Source organism: Bacillus basilensis (genome assembly GCF_050630465.1).
GTDB lineage: Bacteria > Bacillota > Bacilli > Bacillales > Bacillaceae_G > Bacillus_A > Bacillus_A basilensis.
In genome coordinates this window covers 406,798-425,743 of sequence record NZ_JBNTQO010000003.1, presented here as the reverse complement: position 1 = coordinate 425,743, position 18,946 = coordinate 406,798, and the positions used below count along the sequence as shown (strand labels likewise).

Here is an 18,946-nt window from a genome sequence, read left to right as displayed (position 1 = left end):
AAATTGTCTCCTAACATAATCGAGGTAATTCTGCCCCATATAATAACTCAATGAGTTTTAATTCACCTGATTTTGCTTCCATTAGCACTTGTCTTTCTTGTGTTTGAGTAACTTTACCAATTACCGCAGCTTCTTTACCATATTTAGTATTTTGTAGTACTCTCACGACTTCTTCACTTACCTCTGGAGACACAAACATACAAACATTACCCTCATTAGCTAGATACATAGGATTAACACCTAACATGTCGGCAGCCATAATAGTTTCTGCTAACATCGGAATATCTTTTTCTTGTATTTTTATTCCAGTATTAATTGTTTCTGAAACTTCATTTAAAACTGTACCTAACCCGCCTCTTGTAATATCTCGCATACAATGTATAGAATCACCAAAATGGTTTTTTAACTCTGAAATCATATGATTTAATGGTGCACAATCACTATTTATTCTCTGTTCAAACCCTAATCCTTCTCTTATGGAAAGGATATGTATACTATGGTTTCCTAGTTGTCCTGTTATAATGATATCGTCACCTTCCTGAATAGAGTTTACCGAAAATGGTGATACCTCTCCTTCAAAAACTCCAATTCCAGTTGTATTAATAAAAATTTTGTCTACTTCACCTTTTTTAACAACTTTTGTATCTCCAGCAACAATATACACTCCAGCTTCTTTCGCGGTCTCTCTTATAGAATCTAATATTTCTTCCAAATCTTTAATTGGAAACCCCTCTTCTAGTACTAACGCCAATGATAGATAAAGTGGTTTTGCACCACTAACCGCTAAATCATTAACCGTTCCACAAACTGCTACTTTACCTATATTCCCCTCACCAAAAAAGATAGGATCAATAACAAAAGAATCTGTTGTCATCGCTAATCTTCTACTACTTACCTCAAGGATGGCACTATCCTCCATTTTTCCAAGGTGAACATCTTCTAGTTTTGCAGTAATAATTGAACTAATTAAATCATGACTCAATAGTCCTCCTGTTCCATGATCTAAAATTATATTTTCTAAATCTTTAGTTAATTTCATGTGTTAAAACTCCTTTTCATTTTTATTTTTGAAAAATAATATCACTTGCTACATAGAACAAGTGATATTACAACGTATTTACTTACGGAATTGCAACTCCATCAAAAGAAATATCTTCATTTTTAGAAATCGAATTGCAGATTTCTTCGATACTCATAATCTTTGCACAATATGAACCTAACCATTTTAAAGCTCGTTCTTTATCTTCAGCCTTCGCTGACACAACCGCATCTTCTGGTACGATTACATTATAACCACGGAAAAATCCATCCGCTGCAGTTGTTTGTACACAAATTTGAGTTTGCATACCTGTAATAATAATTGTATCTACACCTAAATTTTTTAAGGTTTCATCCAGATTTGTCTCAAAAAAACCACTATCCTTATTTTTCTCCATAATAATATCTTTTTCATGAAGAAACTCAGGTAAGATTTCTGCACCTTTAGATCCCTTTGTGACTGGTAAAAAATCACCATATCGTTCAGCTTTCGGATCATCTTCTAAGTTAATTAACTGCAGGTGAATAATAGAAACATCATTTTCTCTCATAGTATCTAAGAAAGACACCATTTTAGGCGTAAACTCCTCCACAGCTGCAATTCTATCCTCATTTTTATTAACCAAATCGTACTGTAAGTCATTTGTAAGCACTGCATATTTCATAATAATCCTACCTCCAATTAACTAAGAATTTAATTTTTCTAAAATACAATGTTCATTATTCCACCAAAAGTAAGAATATGTCAAATATTATTTTTTATCTAAATTTTCTAAATAATTTTCTGAAAATTAATACCTAATAGGACTCTATTTCCCATTAGGTATTAATTTTACGCTTTTTATTTAGAATAATCGCTCATATGTAATTATAGTTTTTCACTCTCTGTAAAAAATGATTTATGTTCTACTGGAGAAGAAAGCACTATTAAGGTTGTAGGCTTTCCATACTCTAAGCACAAATTGATATAGTCTTCGAGTGTATGTACAGATTCCGTCACTACCTTTGTTAGATAACTATACATACCAGCAATACGGTGACATTCAACCACATCTGAATGTTCCATTGCAAACTTTTTATATTTGTTGCAATCCCTTGGTTCCATCAAAACAAACGCAGTAATATGTTTTTTTAATCCTTTCGGATTAACAATCGTGCGATAACTTATAATTACCCCTTGTTCTTCAAGTCTTCTAACTCGCTCTGTGACAGAAGGGGAACTCAGACCTACCAGTTTTCCTATTTCAACCATACTTAAACGTGCATTTTCCTGAAGATGAGAAAGAATCTTTAAATCTGTATCATCCATTGCTGGGCCTCCCCTTGATTAATTAAGAAAACATTTAATAATTCTTAAATTTTTTAAGAAAATTATAATTAATACATAAATTATAGCATGTTATCCTTTTTTAAAACTTTATATAATTAATATCAATTAATGAAAGAGAGGCTGAGAATCTTGACACAACAATCATTGAAACGCTCAATTACTTGGGTACAGGGGACCGCATTAACCATAGGAGCTGTGTTAGGTTGTGGAATCCTAATTTTACCTTCAATTACTGCAAATAGCGCTGGACCAGCTTCAATTTTATCTTGGGTTATCATGTCTATATTAGCTTTTCCTATTGTAGCGACTCTAGCGCGTCTTGCTAAAATGATTCCTAGTGCTGGAGGAATTACAGCTTATGTTCAAATGGCATTTAATGCAAATACAAGTGCCATCCTAGGCTGGATTATGTTAGGTTCTATTCCTATTGGAGTACCTATTATTGCTTTAACAGGTGCCCATTATATTGGATATGTTTTTCCAATAAGCAATCTTAGTGTTATAGGAATTGCAGCATTAATTTTAATTACCTCTTTACTCTTACATATAAAAGGGATAGAACTATCATCAAAAGTTAGTGTGTTTGTAATTTGTATTATTTCACTTTTAATAGTTGTCGCTGTTATCGTTTCTATACCATATGTAAAATTAAGTTCTTTTACACCATTTGTACCAAACGGGTGGTCTTCTGTTGGCGCTTCTTCTGTAATTATCTTTTTCTCATTTGTAGGGTGGGAAATGATAACCCCATTAGCTGAAGAATTTAAAAGGCCAGCTAAAGATATTTCGATTAGTTTATTTTTAGGAGCAATTTGTATCTCCATTATGTACATTGCAATATCTTTTGTAACAATAGGGACCCACTCATATGGTGATAAGGACCAGATAGCTTCCCTTAGTATTCTAATATCAAAAGGATTAGGACCGATAGGTACATATATAACAACTATTTTAGCAATTTTCATTTCGTTTAGTGCTGTACATGCTAACATTGCAGGTTTTTCAAGGATGATTTACGCTCAAGCTAGAGAAGGACATTTCCCTTCCTTCTTTGCTAAGTTACATTCTCAATTTCAAACCCCAACTAGGGTATTACTAGTTTTAGGAGGAATTTTTAGTTGTATTTTAATTTTTTATGGTATGGCACGACCAAATTTAGAAATGCTTCTTAAAGGTCCTAGTGTAATATTTATTACCTCATATATTTTTACAATGCTAGCTGCTCTTAAATTATTAAAAGTGCGAGATATAGGTTGGTGGATGGCCTTCCTATCTCTAATTATATGTATTATTGTATACTCATTTAGTGGTTGGGCTATTTTCTATCCAGTTATCTTATCAATTATCGGTTGGATTTATATAGTTATGAATAAGAAGTATAGTACTATAACCAATCATCAAGTAAATACATCAAATGAAAATTAGTTTCTACTCCTATAAACTAATACCACAAATTATATACTGTTATTAACACTATCCAGGTTGGAATAAGTACAGTTTCAGCTAACTTATAATTAGATCCATGTAATTTAATAAAATATGAATGATTAATAGAAGTTATTTTTCATCTTTCAATTAACAACCCTTTTTTATAACGTACCTCTGCAAAGAAACGTTATAAAAAAGGGTGATTAATTATGCGCAGACCCTCTTTCCCCTTACTTCACATATACATAAGTTTCATTTGCAATTACAAAGTAGGTTTTATCCTTACTGTTGTGTATTTTATATTGTAGCGAACCTGCACCAAAACAGTATAAATATAGGTTCTCGTGCAGTTTTTTTAAACTATAATAAACTCCGGAAAACCAACTAAGGAGCATAATAGATGAGATATGTTAAAGAAAAGTAGTTTGAGAAAGATAATATGTCTGAAATTCTAAAGAAACGTGGTATTTCAATTTACCCAACGACCATTATGCACTAAATTCGTGAATACGAAAATTTTATCCGTTATTTTTGAAAAACAACAAAGCAAAAATACCTTTAGAAATGGATGAACCTTATATAAATGTCAACTAATCTATGTAGAAAAACGTTCACTTAATTTGCATAAAATTACTCAACTTCGGGAGCTAAGTGGTTCTTGAGGGATGATAAGAACACCTGTAGATACTTCAATGTAATTACATAATGGTGTGAGTTATATACTTACAATTTTTTGGTTAAACCATACACATAAAACAACTAACTCCTTTGCTCAATATCTTCTTTAGCTAGGTGTTCTAGAGCACAAGGAAATATATATCGTTGCAATTTTCTACTTAATTTAATGTCTAGTTTAGTGTACCACCTCCAATTACTGCGTTACTTTTCGGGTTCAATTCATTATATTTTCTACTTTATCTTTATACTCAACATATTCTTTCCCCTCCATCACTGCTAATTCATCATTTAAAACCATTCAACCCACATGTTTGCATTAACCACTCCACATATAGTGATATTTTTTATGCTACCTAGCCTTATTTCCCCTTCATTACTTCCTCTTCAAGTTAATTTCTATATGTAAGCATAGCAATTATCTTTGTACGATTGTTTTCATCAGATTCAAATTGCTCACTTGTTACGTCACAACGAATCGTATCACCGCTAAAAACAGGACGTAAAAATTCAAAATCCATCTTGCGAGCTAATACGTTAAAATCACCGCCTACTTTTGTAGGTAGTGTTGATGTTAACAGCCCTTGTACGACAAATCTCCCCTGCTCATCTGGTGTCACATGATGAACACCTTCATCTTTCGATACTTCCGTAAATAACGCAACATCTTCTTTTGTAAAAGTTCGTTCAAAGGTGATTTTTTCGCTTACTTGCAATTTCATTAGTCCCCCTCCTCAAAACCTCTTTTAAAATAAGAAAAACCGAAACTAAAATCATTTCGGTTTTTCAAACTAATGAAGTCTATATTTATTTTAAAGAATGTACAAACAACCCGCTGCGCAGTTTCGGTTCAAACCATGTTGATTTTGGCGGCATAACTTCTCCAGCGTCTGCGATTGCTAATAAAGATTCCATTGATGTCGGATATAACGAGAACGCCGCTTTATATGCACCGCTATTTACAAGACGTTCTAATTCTTCTAATCCGCGGATTCCTCCGACAAAGTCGATGCGTGAATCAGATCGCGGATCATGTATTTCAAGTACTTGGCTTAATAAATGATCTTGCAGAATAGATACCTCTAAACCTTTAACGAGATCGTTCGCATCAAACGTTTCCTCTTTCACAGTAAGCTTATACCACTTCTCGTTTACATACATTCCAAATGTTTTTGGTTCATTTGGTTTATACGGAGAAACAGGTGCTTCTTCTACATAAAAGTATTGCGTGATTTGTTTTAAAAACTGTTCTTCTGATAAGCCGTTTAAATCTTTCACAACCCGGTTATAGTCCCAAATGGATAATTCATCGTGAGGGAATAAAACTGATAGGAAGAAATTAAACTCCTCTTCTCCCGTGTAATTCGGATATTGTTTTCTTCGCATGAGCCCTACTTTTGCAGCTGACGCAGAGCGGTGATGTCCATCTGCAATATAAAGATTAGGAATATCTTCAAATACGTTTACTAAACTTGCAATTACTTCTTCATCAGCTATTTTCCAAGCAACATGCCTAACGCCATCTTCTGCTGTAAATGTATAGATTGGCGCATGTTCTTCTTTCCAGCTTGCGATGAAACGTTTCACTTCTTCTTTTGTACGATACGTTAAAAAGATAGGACCTGTATTTGCGTCACACACATCTACGTGGCGAATACGATCTAGTTCTTTTTCATGACGCGTTCTTTCATGTTTTTTAATTGTATCGTCTTCATACTCATCAATAGACGTACAAACGACAAGACCAGACTGCTTTCTACCTTGCATCGTCAGTTCATAAATATATAGTGCTGGCTCTTCATCTTGAATGAACACTTCTTCTCGTATCAATCGATTTAAATTTTCACCCGCTTTTTCATATACGCGATCATCGTACGGTGAAAGTGCTGGGTCTAAATCAATTTCTGCTTTATCAACGTGTAAGAAAGAAAATGGATTCCCTTTTACAACTTCTCTTGCCTCTTCACTATTTAAAACGTCATACGGTAAAGCTGCAACTTGTGCTGCTTTTTCTTCTACTGGGCGAATGGCCCGAAACGGTCGGATTTTTGCCAATTCCCTCTCTCCTTTACACAATCATTCGAACGGCTACAACACCTGTAATTTTGCTTATATTTTCCACAATATTCTCTTTTATTATATCATCAATTCCGTTATCAATATCAATCATTGTGTACGCCCAAGAATGTTTACTACGATTAATCATATCCGCAATATTAATATGATGCTCTGCTAAACATCCTGTAATTTGCCCTACCATGTTCGGAACGTTTTGATGCATAATCGTAATTCGTTTCTTTCCGATATACGGCAATTCTACGTTTGGATAGTTTACTGAATTACGAATATTTCCTGTCTCTAAATATTCACGTAATTGACGCGCTGCCATGACCGCACAATTTTCTTCCGATTCAGATGTAGATGCACCAAGGTGTGGCGTCGCTGTTACATTTTTCATCTTTATCACATTTTCATTCGGGAAGTCCGTTACGTAATGCGCAATAACCTCTTCTTCTAACGCTTTTTGAAGAACCTTTTCATCTACAAGTTCTCCTCTAGAGAAATTGAATAGACGCATACCTTTTTTCATCTTCTCTATAGCATGTTCACCAATAATCCCCTTCGTTTGATTTGTAAGAGGAATATGCAGTGTTATATAATCACATGTTGCAAAAATTTCATCTAAACTAAATGCTCTTTGCACATGTGTAGAAAGACGCCAAGCTGTTTCAACTGAAATGTAAGGATCATATCCTACAACATCCATCCCTAAAGCTAACGCATCGTTCGCAACTAAAGCACCAATTGCACCAAGTCCGATAACTCCTAGACGTTTTCCTGCAATTTCAGACCCAACAAATTGTTTTTTCCCTGATTCAACAAGCTGCGGTACTTCTTCACCCTCTAAATTTTTCGTCCAGCTTACGCCGTTAATAATGTTACGTGAAGACATAATAAGGCTGGCAATAATAAGTTCCTTTACTGCATTAGCATTTGCCCCTGGCGTATTAAATACGACAATCCCTTTTTCTGTACATCGCTCGACAGGAATATTATTTACACCAGCACCAGCTCTTGCAATCGCCTTTAAGTCTTTTGAAAATTCTTCTTGATGTAAAGAATAGCTGCGAAGTAAAATGCCGTCTGGATGATTGATTCTATCCCCTACTTCATAGCGCTCTCCCCTAAGTACTTGTAAACCTTTTTCTGCAATTTGATTTAACGTTTGAATACGAAACATATCCCCATCTCCCTATCTATTCTCAAGATCAAATTCCTTCATATAATTTACTAATTGTTGCACACCTTCTACTGGCATCGCATTATAAATACTTGCGCGCATACCACCGACTGAGCGATGTCCTTTTAGCGTAACAAAACCACGCTCTTTCGCTTTTTGTAAAAATTGATTGTTAAGCTCTTCTGACGGCGTTGTAAACGGAATGTTCATAAGTGATCGATACGTAGGATCAACTGGTGAAGTAAACAATTTTGATTCATCTAAGAAATTGTAAAGAAGTGAAGATTTCATTTTATTTTGTTCTTCCATCGCAGATACGCCGCCTTGCTCTTTCAACCACTCTAATACAAGTTTCGTTACGTAAATACTAAAGGATGGCGGTGTATTATATAAGGAGTTATTTTTGCTGTAAGTTTCATAGTTTAACATTGTAGGACAAGAGCGATCTGCCCCTCCAATTAAATCTCTTTTTATAATTGTAATCGTTAAGCCCGCTGGTCCTAGATTTTTTTGCGCTCCCGCATATATAAGACCAAACTTCGAAACATCATATCGTTCTGATAAAATATTTGAGGACATATCCGCAACGAGCGGTACTTTATCTAAATGTGGAATGTCCACATATTTCGTACCCTCAATTGTATTGTTCGTTGTTATATGTACATAATCTAGTTTTTCATCGCCTAGTAAACCATCCAGTTTAGGAATTGTAGTAAACTTCTCATTTTCAGAAGAAGCAATCACTTGTACTTCTCCTACCTTTTCGGCTTCTTGCAGTGCTTTTTTAGACCATGAGCCAGTCAGTACATATCCTGCTTTTTTATACGCATTCATTAAATTCAGTGGTATCATAGAGAATTGTAATGACGCACCACCTTGTAAAAATAAAACATCATATTCATCAGGAATATTCATTAATTCACGAAGTAAGCTACTCGCTTCATCTATAATACTTTGAAAATAAGAAGATCGATGACTCATTTCCATAATAGACATGCCTGTCCCGTTATAATTTACAAGCTCCTTTTGCACTTTCTCTAAAACTGGCAAAGGGAGTATAGATGGTCCAGCTGAAAAATTATATACCCTCTCCATCATCCTAATAACCTCCCTATTTCTCATTTTTATTAATTTTTAAACTTTCTGAATTATAACCTAGAATATAATATACGGTCAATTTGTTTTCTAGTATTACGGCGTAAGAAGCAATGGAATCGCTTGCATATGCAAACTATTTTTATAAACATACAAAAAAGTGTTAAGTACATAATCGTACTTAACACTCTAGTAATAAAAGAATAATAGCTAATTGTCCGTAAAGAACCGATCAAAAATTTGATAAATTGCAGAAAGACCAATGAGCCAATAAATAGTGTCCACAAGCGCCGGCATAGAACCAAACCATTTCTCAACTACATTGTAATCTAACGCTACAAATAACCAATTCAAACCGCCAAGAATCACCAAAATTACTGTAAGGTAAGACAAAAATTTCATTATGATTGCCCCCTAGGTGATAAGATGGTGAAAGGCCTTTCACTAGAAATATATGTGGTAAACTTCAAAACTTACCTATTTTATAAAAATTATTTTCGATACCAGCCGTTAATAACTGCCTCTGCTTCTTTACTATGTATTTGATACGCATGCGTACTATTATTAGAACCAATAAACCAAATTGAAAAACCTTTAAAATATGGTTTCGGTTCTAACACATCACGGTAAGCGCGCCATCCGTTTAATTGTACGTCTTTTGAAAACACATTAGAAACATCTGGATTCCACGGATTTTGTAGTCCAAGTTCACGTGCCGGAACGTTAAACCCACCAAAATAAACCGGTTTCCCTGTTGCTTTATGTAATTGTTCCAATTGCTGAACAACATTCTGCCCACGATTATACACTGTCGTCGCAAATAAACTTTGCTTCACTTCTTCATATGATGGGTTTCTTTTTCCAGAAACTTCAAACCAACTATCGATACTAACGATATCTACCTTCTTTAAATACGGACGATTTATTTTCTCTACAAACTTCGCTTCATAAGAAGGATCCCAACTCGCTGTTAACCACCAATTCATTTGATACAAAACATTTCCTTTATACTGCTGACGGACGAAATCAATCGTATCGCTCCAATATCCTTCTGCATATTCCATATTTACGAAATTAGAAGCAATCTTGAGCCCGTACACATTGTATTTACTTGTAATCGAATTAAAAATATCTTGTAGAATAACCGTTTTCCAATTCCAGAAGAAATCATTAATATTACTTGGATTCCATTCCGTTTCCCCAACATTTCCTTGCTGAATATATGGGAACGGTTCCACAATAACTTGAATATTACGCTTTAATAATTCTTGAATTAAAATAATAGCCTGTTGCTTTTGCGCTTGATTAATTACCATGTTCGTAGAAGTCACGTTCGGAATATCTACCTGAATCGGTACATTTACTGTATTTAAATTCAAGCGCTCTACATCAGCTAACACTTTCGCCACATTTCCAACTTCCCATACCGTTACATTTCCTGATTTGATTTTTCCAGATTGAACAGTATTTACATCTGCCTGTACATTTCCTTGAAAACAAAAAGAAAACAGCATAATAAACACTCCTAAAAAACTTATTAAACTCTTATTTTTCTTCACAACTTTCCCCCTATAATTTTTGGCTTTCTTGATTATTTTATACAACGTTTCATATATATTCCACAAAAAATCCAATAAATTTTTATCGATAAAAATGCTATTCATCCTTTATTCATACCTTATTCATACTAACCTCCTAAAAATAGTAAGATAAATAAAAAAAGAGCGTATTTTCGCTCCTTTTTTATCTTTTTACGATTGAAATTATTGAACTTTTTCTGATAATCTAACAACATCTATCTTTTCGTATAAACAAATTTTTATACTCATAAATGTATCAAAAAATTTTTATCTACATTCGATTTTGTATTAATTTTATATTTAATTAATTATTTACCTTTATAGTTAATAATTTCTTTGTTCTTCTTTCAAAAATCACACCATCATACAAATAAATTCTTGACTGTGTACAAAGTAATAATTACTTCATGAATATCATACCTATAATTAATTCTTTTAGTTAAAAAATAAAGAAGGGAGAGAGATACGTATATTATCCAAGTGTTCATTAAATCGGAATTTAACGAACACATGAATAAAGAAAGTTAACCTCCCCTCCTTTCTTTAATGTACAAGGACATGAAAATGGATACTTTTTAGACAAGAAAGTATCCATTTTTATTTTAGATACTAGAATAGGAATACGAGCGAATTAATAAGAAAAAAGTTACTACATAATATTTCTATAATAGGGTATCAATTAAAGATGCATGCTTTATTCCATAATAGAGCATTTAAATCCTAACTTCTCAATTGTATCTACACTTTCTTATCTGCCAACGAAACATTTGATACAATTATCAATCCATTTCCCTTTTAGGCTCTACCAACATGATGTGGGATTCCTTTTCAGTGAAAGGTTTATGCTCAACGCCTCTCGGGACAATAAACATCTCGCCCTTAGAAATTTTCACCTGTCCATCACGAAAATCGATGAACATCTCCCCTTCAAGCACAATAAATAGCTTATCCGTATTAGGATGCTCATGCCATATAAAATCTCCATTAGCTTTAAAAAGCTGAATTTGATCATCATTCATTTCACCAATCACTCGTGGATACCAATAATCGTTAATTTTAGATAACTCGTCATTTAGTTTAATAGGTTGGTAATGGATAATAATTCCTCCTCTTTTTTAACTTCCACTATATTACAGTAATCTCAGTAAAAAAGTCGTCATTACGCTTAAAAGAAAATGCTCAGGCCAGAACTTTTCATTCAGGTAGTACAAAGGAGTGATTTCAATGAAAGTTCTTTCAATCCAATGTTTCCTTTAACTCTCCATAAGTATAGAACAGTGATTTTCAAATAAGAATGGACCCCTGTTGACATTAGTATGGATTATTGATGAACTTCTCGCGATATTTAGTAGGCGAAATGCCAACTCGCTTCTTGAATACTCTACTAAAATAAAAAGGGTCTGCGATTCCAACAGCCTGCGCAATTTGTTGTACAGGCACACCACTTGTACATAACATTTTTTGAGCCATCTTTATACGATAGTTCAATAAATATTCTGCTGGCCCCATACCTGCATGCTTTCTAAACACGTAAGAAAGACGATTTCGATTAACATTATTTTGTTCTGTAAGTGTATGTATTGTAATATCCTCATAATAGTTTTTATGAACGTAACTGGATATTCGTTTGAATAAAGTATGCGACTCATAGTTATTCTCTCTATTGACAACACTTAATAAAGCTTCATTCAACGCTTCGCGAAACAGCATTTCGGTCTGAAACATCGAAATGCCTCCACGCTGATTATACACATCCCAAAGACGCATAAGTAATTCGACAAGACGAGGAGATTGTCCTGTTAATAATTCAAAATGCTGATGAGTAAAGCCAGAGTCTTCTCGTTCTGAATTGCTTATCCGATATAAAACAAGAATATATTCCCAGTTTATTTCACCAAGCATTTTATGGGCTAATGTCATTTTTGCACCCCCATGTATAACTTTTCCTGGGGAAAGGGTATACAGCGTACCATTAAATTGAAATTGCGTCTCCCCTGTAAGTGGAAATACAAATCCTGGGAAAGAATCTGTAGACTCAGCACAAGGCACACCTGGATTTTTAGCATAACGATATACTCCCTCTACTCGGAAAGGAGTATTGGCAAGATACTCTGCTAACTCATTCACGTCCAACTTCACAATACACGCCTCATTTCAATAATAGTTTTCTTGTAATTCGCGAGATTAATTGGTGTACATTCTGGGCAACGCTAAACTAAAAATAGTACATACGACTTAACAAGATCTGATTATTAACCTATAAATATATTGTTTTTCATTTATTGACAAAAGTATCCTCCCTATATTATTGATAATGATTTTCATTGTAGTTTGGTAAAAAAACATTTGTCAAGTTGGATGGCCTAGAAAAATGACGAAACAAGGGGTACAGAGGGACGGTTCTGTTGCAAATAATACCTGGTCTTTGTTAACTAATTCCCCTCAAAACTGGAATAATCATGTTAATAGTTGTAATGGCTTTATCAGTTACAGCACTTGCATCATGTGGAAATAATCGTAATCCTGAAGAAGTTGCTACAGCGTATTTCGAAGATGCAAAAGAAGGAAATGTTAAAGATTTTGGCGTGTTATTCACTCCTGAAGCGAAGAAAATCGTTGCTTTTGTGGGCGGAAATGCAGACCTAATGAAATCGGTTAGCAAGGATCTTAAAAGCTATAAAATTCGAAAAGTCGAAGAGAAAAATGAAATTGCTACAGTAACTGTTGATGCTGTATATAAAGGTAATCCTAAAAAAGTAATCGTAATTGAACTAGAGAAAACGGATGATGGTTGGAAAATTAGTAAATCATAAAAAAACGGTCTAGAATTCTAGGCTGTTTTTTTAGTTCCCTCAATCTTCTTCGAAATCACGTAGACTAGCAAGCAATTCTGTAAATGTTGAGCAAACAGGATATATTGCTTCCTCTATGTTTTCTTCTTCATGATCCCAAAATACTACTGTTGGTGATTCAGTGCTATTTCGAATATGGAAACAGCCTACTATCAAATTAAATGATAGTAGGCTGGCTGTTAAAATTATTTAAGAGCTAGGTTATGTTCTAAATGATAAGCTTTCATTATCAAAAAGATTATTACTAGTCCCCTCCGCAAACAAAAACATCCTATCACTTCGGCTCTAAATTTAACACCTTCCCCTCTATTCCATCCGTATTCAATGTAGTCGTATGATACGTTCCATTTACCCAATCATCTATTTGATCATGATACCAATCGCTTCTAAAATGTCCCGATTGTCCTGGCCCTACGATATGATAACCGTTTGACATATCTTTCGTATCAATAACAAATCGCCAAGACGCTCCGTGATTGACAATACCGTTATCTCCGTAACTCGCTGCTTGAACGGTAACTTGACTTCCGCCAATTGGAACTGTTTTCTCACGATTAAATGCAAGTAGTGCTAATATACTAGATGATTTTGAGATGGGATGTGTAAAAGCAAGTTGATGGTAATCGCCCCACTTCCACTCCGCAACATCAGGTCCATACTCCTTCTGTAATTTCTTCATTACATTCTCGTACGAAGTATGCACAACTTTCGTGAAGCCTCCGTACTTCGTAAACCAAGCGCTATTTTCTCCTGCTACTTGTTTTCGAATTAATTCATCAACAACTTGTGACTTCCCTTCAAATAATCCCATCACATCTTTCGGTATTTCTTTTGAAAATAACGTATTTGAAATCTCTTTCATTAACAAATGGAATATTAATGGTGCCGCTTCATCTTTACTATCGTAAAAATTCCACTTTGTTAATTGTTTTATGCCTTCTTTCTCTACTTCATTTAAAGATGCTTTATTTAACTCTTTTAAAAATATAGGAGTAAACTCTTTCCCATATAAATTTTTTTGATCCATCTGTAACTCTTCTAAATCTTTTACCGTATACTTTTCCTTCTCTTGTAAAAACTCTTGAATACGCATTTGCCTATATGGCTGCGCCCACGTATTACTAATATGGTACGGATAATTATCATCAACAATTTTATTATTCGCAGTTGAAATAAACCCTTGTTTTGGATTGATTACTTTTGGAAGTTGATCAAACGGGATATACCCTTCCCATTCATATTCATCTGTCCATCCTGGCACTGGTAAACTACCATCACCTTTTTTACGCACTGGTATATTTCCATTCGCTTTATAAGCAATAGTGCCGTCGTTTGATGCAAATACAAAGTTTTGAGTCGGTATATGAAAATCTTGAAGAGCCGTTTCAAACTCATTCCAATCTTTCGCCTTATTCATATTTAATACAGCCTTTAATTCAGCGGAAGGCTCCAGAGCAGTCCATTTCAAAGCGAATACTGTTTTCGTTTTCTCTTTCCCTTTATCTGCAAACTCTGAAATGACTGGACCATGCCTCGTAACCGTAACATTATACGGTATTGTCTTTCCGCCTTTTACTCTAATAGATTCATCTACAACAGTAGCTTTTTCCCACTTATCGTTATACAGAAATTCATTTTCATTATTAGGATTTCGCTTCTCAATATATAAATCTTGCACATCAGGACCTGTATTCGTAACGCCCCATGCTATTTTGTCATTGTGTCCTATTATAACACCTGGCACGCCAGCGAAAATAACACCACTCACATTCAAATCTTTCATTTCAAGTTTCGATTGATACCAAATAGAAGGCGTCGCAAGAGATAAATGAGGGTCATCTGCTAAAATAGGCTTACCAGACGCACTCTTCTCACCGCTTATAACCCAGTTATTGCTACCATTAAACTCTGGTGGAATAATCGCTTTTGCAAAACTTTGTGCTACATCCACATTTGTATTTTTCAATTCAGCTAGCAATCTAGGCGCATCTTTCGGATATGTAGGAAATAGTTCATTTGCTTGCTCTTTCGGTAGATTTTTCAGCGCCCAATATCGAAACGCCTGTCCATGCCAATGTCCGCCTAAATCAAACGCCATATACTTTCCAATTGTTAAAGTATCAACAATCGACCATTCAGCGGGCTCATAACCTAATATAATAAACTCGACCGGCAATTTCTTTTCCTCTTTCGCCTCACGTATAAAAGCATTCACCCCATCAGCAAATGACTGCAGGGCATATTTTGCTTCTCCATCATATTGACTAACAGATGCTTCGGCTGCTCGCCGTAAACCGAGCGTTCGAAACAACTTATCTCGATCAACAGCTGCTTCTCCTACAACTTCACTCAACATACCAGAAGCTTGCCTTCTACTTAAATCCATTTGAAACAAACGATCTTGCGCTTGTACATACCCTTGCGAAAAATATAAATCATGTGCATTTTCCGCTTTAATATGCGGTACCCCTTTACTATCTCGCTTTACCATAACAGCACGTTGTAAATCCTCTAGCTTTATCGTTCCATCTATCTTTGGCACAGACCTAAGCGTATATATGTTCAAAAAAATCGCTGTACAAATAACTAACAAAAGAACGATACTACTAGACCAAATAAAAATTCTCTTACCCCTAGTTCGTTTCTTCTTTACGACGACTTCCATATAACCCCCTCCTTTCTCAAACTATTCGCTTCTATTTTGAAAGAACCTTTTAGAATAGGAAAAATCCATCTTTTCTTATGCTATGGATCATGTAAACAGACTTCTCCTTCCTTTCTTCCACTGAAATCTCCCCGTCCTTTCTTACACCAATTCCTCAAAATCCCCTTCACATAAGCAAAAGTTCGCTTATTATGTTCAAACGCAATTTTAAGCGCCTCTAATACTTTCTCTCCTGAAAGTCTTTGTATCCAATTCTTCAATTCCTTCACGATATATGGGGATAAACTGCTAATATGTTGTTCATAAGACTTGTAAACTTCACTATATGGAACGGTCTCTTCTATACTTTCTACCTCTTCTTTCTCTTCAAAAACTACTTCCGAACTACTAGTATCCTCTTCTTCTGGCATACCAAAATGCTGCAACAACAATGGAATCTTCCATTCTTCTTCCAGACATTTACGTAAAAACATATGTATGAACTCTTTATTTTTTACAGTCTTTAGCTCACGCAACACACACTTTTCTACATTTGTATTTAAAATAGGGTTATAGTGTAGCCAATTTATGATGTATAACTCTTTCGTGTCCACATCATATAAAATCTTCCCGTATTCCACAAATCTACTTAACAACTTCTCAACAGTCTCCATACTGTAGCCTGTTTCAAGCTCTGCCACTCGCTTCGGTAATACGTAAATTCCACATTGCTTCGTTTTCGTACCAGTTAACAAATATATGTAAAAATAACGCTCCTCTGGCGTTAAATCTAATATGAATTCATCTTGCCAAAAGTTCACCTGCACATTACGGTACACCGCCATATATTTACCTCCCCTTGTATTCATATAAAGTCAGATTTCAACTCTTCAATATACATATAGGGATAAGGGCTTAGTTTTTGCATTTTAATTCCAAATTTTTTTAACTACTACAACGACGGTTTTATTTTTTCGCGCTTTTTGTTCTTGTAGTTGTTTTTGTTTTGTATTGTTTTTTCTTAGTAATTTATTACTTGGTAGGTGCTTATGAGGGGCTTGGAAAGGGCTTAATAGTGGCTAATATAAAAAGGAGCTGTTCCAAATTCTCATTTTGGATAGCTCCTTTATCATTCTTTCTATTTTTGACTTGCATCTAACATCTTCACTAAAAAGGCAGCTGCTTCACCACGAGTTGTTGTCCCTTTAGGATTAAACTCATTATTTCCAACACCTGTAACTACCTTTAAGCTATATAACCGCTGAACTGGCTGTTGGTATGTAATCAAATGTTGATCTGTAAATGGTAATGCGACTAATTTACCTGTAACACCTTTATACTGTAATGCGTTGTCAATCATGATAGATGCTTCTTCACGTGTGATAGATGCGTTAGGATCAAAAATCCCTCCGCCACGACCGTTAATAATTCCTGCACTTGCACTACGTTTAATACCGCTATGAAGTGATGGATGCGCTTTGTTAATATCTACAAATGACTTATTTCCTTCTGGTAGCTTTAGAGCATTTGAGATTAATGTCGCAAACTCAGCTCTCGTTACATTACGATAAGGCGCAAATACACCATTTCCTTCACCGTGCATAATTCCGAGGCTGTTCAGCTTACGAATATGCCCTTCAAACCATCCACCTGTAATATCATCTTTTGGTTTTTGCACTTCTTTATTTGGCACATTATAGTTTATCTTAATCCAACTTGGGTTATAGAAAATCCACTCATCATTACCTATTTTATACCAACCATTTTTAACTGCTAACACTTTGTAACGATCTCCGTTTGAAGCTTTACGAACAATATGATGCTCAAGGCCTACGCCACTACGTACGTTTATACCGTCACCATTCACTACAAGCTCCATATTAGGTTCAGCTGGATTATATTCATTTGAATCAAATAGCTCATTTCTTTCTTGTAAAGGCGAATCAATTTGTGCGTTAACATTTGCATACCATTGAATACCTTGTACGAAGCCAGTCCAATTTCCACGAGAAATTAAAATATCAGGACAGTTTTTTCCACTCCATTGTTGATGCCTATAAATGTGATCCGCACTAATACCTTCTTTGTTCATTAAATAACCTGCAAGTCTTTTTGCATTCTCTAACGCTTTATTGTAATCTCCATCTTGGTTAACTGAAATTTCGATACCGATAGACTCTCTATTTCCTGAGCCATCACCATCTCCTGCATGCCAACCATTTTCATTTGTTGGTAAGTGCTGATAGATTTGTTTGTCGTCTACAGTAAAATGCCATGAAGCTGTTCGGAACGTACCTTCCGTTGCTTGTTTATACAAATATTTCGCATGATTTTCAGCATTCGCACCACGGGCTGTGTTTGCAGTCTCGTGAATTGTAATGTAGCGTGCTTTCATCGGATTAGCAGGGCGAATATCAGGATTTCCTGCTGGAACAATCCACTCTACAAATGGAGTACCTGCAAGTGTTCCATATTTCTTTGTAGTCATCGATGCACTATACTGAATAACTCTTGGCTTTTCAACCGGCTTCATTTCACGAGTAGAGCCATCATTTCGACCGTCTACATGTTCAAATGCCTTTTCAATGTTTGAAATAGCTTCATCTTCTGCTACTTGACCTTTTTTAGCTTCTTTCATTTTATGTAACTCTTCTGTTTCATCATGTTTATGCTTATATTCTTCTAGAAGTATTTTCTCGTTTTCTGATACCTCTGCTTCGTTAATTTGCATGTGATCAGGAGTTTCTAGAGTGAAATTAGAATAACTTAACCCGCTTGTTCCACGTTCCCCTTGTGCAATACTAAGCTGGTCAGTATGAGATTTGTTTATCTCTTCTGCTGATATTGATAAAGGTGCACTCCCTAAAATTACCAAACTTGTGGATAGTGCGATTACTCGTTTTTTAATATTCATTGCTGTAATCGATACCTACACAGTTCGTATAAGTATCTCGACCTCCCTTAATTTTTCATTATTGAAATACTATGAATCTACTATGTATAAAAATATGTTTATTCCGCCTTTTTATAAACACTTCATTTTATCCCCAGCAGGTGAATGAT

Annotated in this window: 16 protein-coding genes and 2 pseudogenes; 2 read left to right on the top strand and 16 right to left on the bottom strand. The window is 34.9% G+C overall.

What is annotated here, in order from left to right:
- Positions 1 to 10 precede the first annotated feature (10 nt).
- From hypE to ACQVV1_RS08735, 3 genes are all read right to left on the bottom strand, one after another.
- Positions 11 to 1,039 carry a hydrogenase expression/formation protein HypE gene (gene hypE / locus ACQVV1_RS08745; RefSeq protein ID WP_242254490.1) on the bottom strand — a complete coding sequence of 343 codons (1,029 nt, stop codon included), beginning with the start codon at positions 1,037 to 1,039 and terminating at the stop codon, positions 11 to 13.
- Between the two features lie 82 nt (positions 1,040 to 1,121).
- Positions 1,122 to 1,703, bottom strand: coding sequence for a cysteine hydrolase family protein (locus ACQVV1_RS08740; RefSeq protein WP_309259107.1), 582 nt, complete (start codon positions 1,701 to 1,703; stop codon positions 1,122 to 1,124).
- 203 nt (positions 1,704 to 1,906) lie between these two features.
- A complete protein-coding gene (locus ACQVV1_RS08735) occupies positions 1,907 to 2,347 on the bottom strand; it encodes an Lrp/AsnC family transcriptional regulator (protein WP_098343999.1) in 441 nt (146 codons plus the stop codon).
- A gap of 150 nt (positions 2,348 to 2,497) precedes the next feature.
- Between ACQVV1_RS08735 and ACQVV1_RS08730 the strand changes: the two genes are divergently transcribed.
- Positions 2,498 to 3,793 (top strand): APC family permease, encoded by a 1,296-nt coding sequence (locus tag ACQVV1_RS08730; protein ID WP_242254496.1) that lies wholly within the window; start codon positions 2,498 to 2,500, stop codon positions 3,791 to 3,793.
- A gap of 233 nt (positions 3,794 to 4,026) precedes the next feature.
- On the opposite strand, the pseudogene ACQVV1_RS08725 reads toward ACQVV1_RS08730, so the two are convergent.
- From ACQVV1_RS08725 to ACQVV1_RS08685, 9 genes and pseudogenes are all read right to left on the bottom strand, one after another.
- Positions 4,027 to 4,110: pseudogene (locus ACQVV1_RS08725) on the bottom strand (N-acetylmuramoyl-L-alanine amidase); the annotation flags it as partial.
- Positions 4,111 to 4,863: 753 nt separating this feature from the next.
- The gene (locus ACQVV1_RS08720) at positions 4,864 to 5,193 is read right to left on the bottom strand and encodes a hotdog family protein (RefSeq protein ID WP_431168763.1); all 330 of its coding nucleotides are present in this window, start codon (positions 5,191 to 5,193) and stop codon (positions 4,864 to 4,866) included.
- An 85-nt stretch (positions 5,194 to 5,278) separates the two neighbouring features.
- Entirely contained in the window at positions 5,279 to 6,526 is a 1,248-nt protein-coding gene (locus tag ACQVV1_RS08715; RefSeq protein ID WP_431168762.1) for a DUF1015 domain-containing protein, read from the bottom strand.
- A 13-nt stretch (positions 6,527 to 6,539) separates the two neighbouring features.
- Entirely contained in the window at positions 6,540 to 7,712 is a 1,173-nt protein-coding gene (locus tag ACQVV1_RS08710) for a 3-phosphoglycerate dehydrogenase family protein (RefSeq protein ID WP_431168761.1), read from the bottom strand.
- Positions 7,713 to 7,724: 12 nt separating this feature from the next.
- Positions 7,725 to 8,807, bottom strand: coding sequence for a 3-phosphoserine/phosphohydroxythreonine transaminase (gene serC / locus ACQVV1_RS08705; RefSeq protein WP_242254510.1), 1,083 nt, complete (start codon positions 8,805 to 8,807; stop codon positions 7,725 to 7,727).
- Between the two features lie 210 nt (positions 8,808 to 9,017).
- On the bottom strand, positions 9,018 to 9,209 hold the full coding sequence (locus ACQVV1_RS08700) for a DUF378 domain-containing protein (protein ID WP_000670803.1): 192 nt from the start codon (positions 9,207 to 9,209) through the stop codon (positions 9,018 to 9,020).
- 89 nt (positions 9,210 to 9,298) lie between these two features.
- Positions 9,299 to 10,366 (bottom strand): glycoside hydrolase family 113, encoded by a 1,068-nt coding sequence (locus ACQVV1_RS08695; protein ID WP_063220971.1) that lies wholly within the window; start codon positions 10,364 to 10,366, stop codon positions 9,299 to 9,301.
- A gap of 800 nt (positions 10,367 to 11,166) precedes the next feature.
- Positions 11,167 to 11,406, bottom strand: coding sequence for a cupin domain-containing protein (locus ACQVV1_RS08690; RefSeq protein ID WP_000997182.1), 240 nt, complete (start codon positions 11,404 to 11,406; stop codon positions 11,167 to 11,169).
- Positions 11,407 to 11,698: 292 nt separating this feature from the next.
- Positions 11,699 to 12,526 (bottom strand): helix-turn-helix transcriptional regulator, encoded by an 828-nt coding sequence (locus tag ACQVV1_RS08685; protein ID WP_242254511.1) that lies wholly within the window; start codon positions 12,524 to 12,526, stop codon positions 11,699 to 11,701.
- A gap of 320 nt (positions 12,527 to 12,846) precedes the next feature.
- Here ACQVV1_RS08685 and ACQVV1_RS08680 point away from each other — a divergent pair, with 320 nt between their 5' ends.
- Positions 12,847 to 13,200 (top strand): DUF4878 domain-containing protein, encoded by a 354-nt coding sequence (locus tag ACQVV1_RS08680; RefSeq protein ID WP_242254512.1) that lies wholly within the window; start codon positions 12,847 to 12,849, stop codon positions 13,198 to 13,200.
- Positions 13,201 to 13,239: 39 nt separating this feature from the next.
- Here the strand turns inward: ACQVV1_RS08680 and ACQVV1_RS08675 are convergent.
- The 4 genes and pseudogenes from ACQVV1_RS08675 to ACQVV1_RS08660 form a co-directional block, all read right to left on the bottom strand.
- Positions 13,240 to 13,365, bottom strand: a pseudogene (locus tag ACQVV1_RS08675) (SMI1/KNR4 family protein); the annotation flags it as partial.
- Positions 13,366 to 13,513: 148 nt separating this feature from the next.
- Positions 13,514 to 15,904, bottom strand: a complete 2,391-nt coding sequence (locus ACQVV1_RS08670) for a penicillin acylase family protein (protein ID WP_242254514.1) — start codon at positions 15,902 to 15,904, stop codon at positions 13,514 to 13,516.
- 80 nt (positions 15,905 to 15,984) lie between these two features.
- Positions 15,985 to 16,728: a DnaD domain-containing protein gene (locus tag ACQVV1_RS08665; RefSeq protein WP_242254516.1), complete on the bottom strand. Its 744-nt coding sequence runs from the start codon at positions 16,726 to 16,728 to the stop codon at positions 15,985 to 15,987.
- A 293-nt stretch (positions 16,729 to 17,021) separates the two neighbouring features.
- Positions 17,022 to 18,797, bottom strand: coding sequence for an S-layer homology domain-containing protein (locus ACQVV1_RS08660; protein ID WP_309259118.1), 1,776 nt, complete (start codon positions 18,795 to 18,797; stop codon positions 17,022 to 17,024).
- Positions 18,798 to 18,946: the final 149 nt, after the last annotated feature.

What these genes read in the sequence shown, in the direction of transcription:
- hypE (WP_242254490.1), bottom strand. Translation starts at nt 1,039, where the DNA reads ATGAAATTAACTAAAGATTTAGAAAATATAATTTTAGATCATGGAACA.
- ACQVV1_RS08740 (WP_309259107.1), bottom strand. Translation starts at nt 1,703, where the DNA reads ATGAAATATGCAGTGCTTACAAATGACTTACAGTACGATTTGGTTAAT.
- ACQVV1_RS08735 (WP_098343999.1), bottom strand. Translation starts at nt 2,347, where the DNA reads ATGGATGATACAGATTTAAAGATTCTTTCTCATCTTCAGGAAAATGCA.
- ACQVV1_RS08720 (WP_431168763.1), bottom strand. Translation starts at nt 5,193, where the DNA reads ATGAAATTGCAAGTAAGCGAAAAAATCACCTTTGAACGAACTTTTACA.
- ACQVV1_RS08710 (WP_431168761.1), bottom strand. Translation starts at nt 7,712, where the DNA reads ATGTTTCGTATTCAAACGTTAAATCAAATTGCAGAAAAAGGTTTACAA.
- serC (WP_242254510.1), bottom strand. Translation starts at nt 8,807, where the DNA reads ATGGAGAGGGTATATAATTTTTCAGCTGGACCATCTATACTCCCTTTG.
- ACQVV1_RS08700 (WP_000670803.1), bottom strand. Translation starts at nt 9,209, where the DNA reads ATGAAATTTTTGTCTTACCTTACAGTAATTTTGGTGATTCTTGGCGGT.
- ACQVV1_RS08690 (WP_000997182.1), bottom strand. Translation starts at nt 11,406, where the DNA reads ATGAATGATGATCAAATTCAGCTTTTTAAAGCTAATGGAGATTTTATA.
- ACQVV1_RS08680 (WP_242254512.1), top strand. Translation starts at nt 12,847, where the DNA reads ATGTTAATAGTTGTAATGGCTTTATCAGTTACAGCACTTGCATCATGT.
- ACQVV1_RS08670 (WP_242254514.1), bottom strand. Translation starts at nt 15,904, where the DNA reads ATGGAAGTCGTCGTAAAGAAGAAACGAACTAGGGGTAAGAGAATTTTT.
- ACQVV1_RS08665 (WP_242254516.1), bottom strand. Translation starts at nt 16,728, where the DNA reads ATGGCGGTGTACCGTAATGTGCAGGTGAACTTTTGGCAAGATGAATTC.
- ACQVV1_RS08660 (WP_309259118.1), bottom strand. Translation starts at nt 18,797, where the DNA reads ATGAATATTAAAAAACGAGTAATCGCACTATCCACAAGTTTGGTAATT.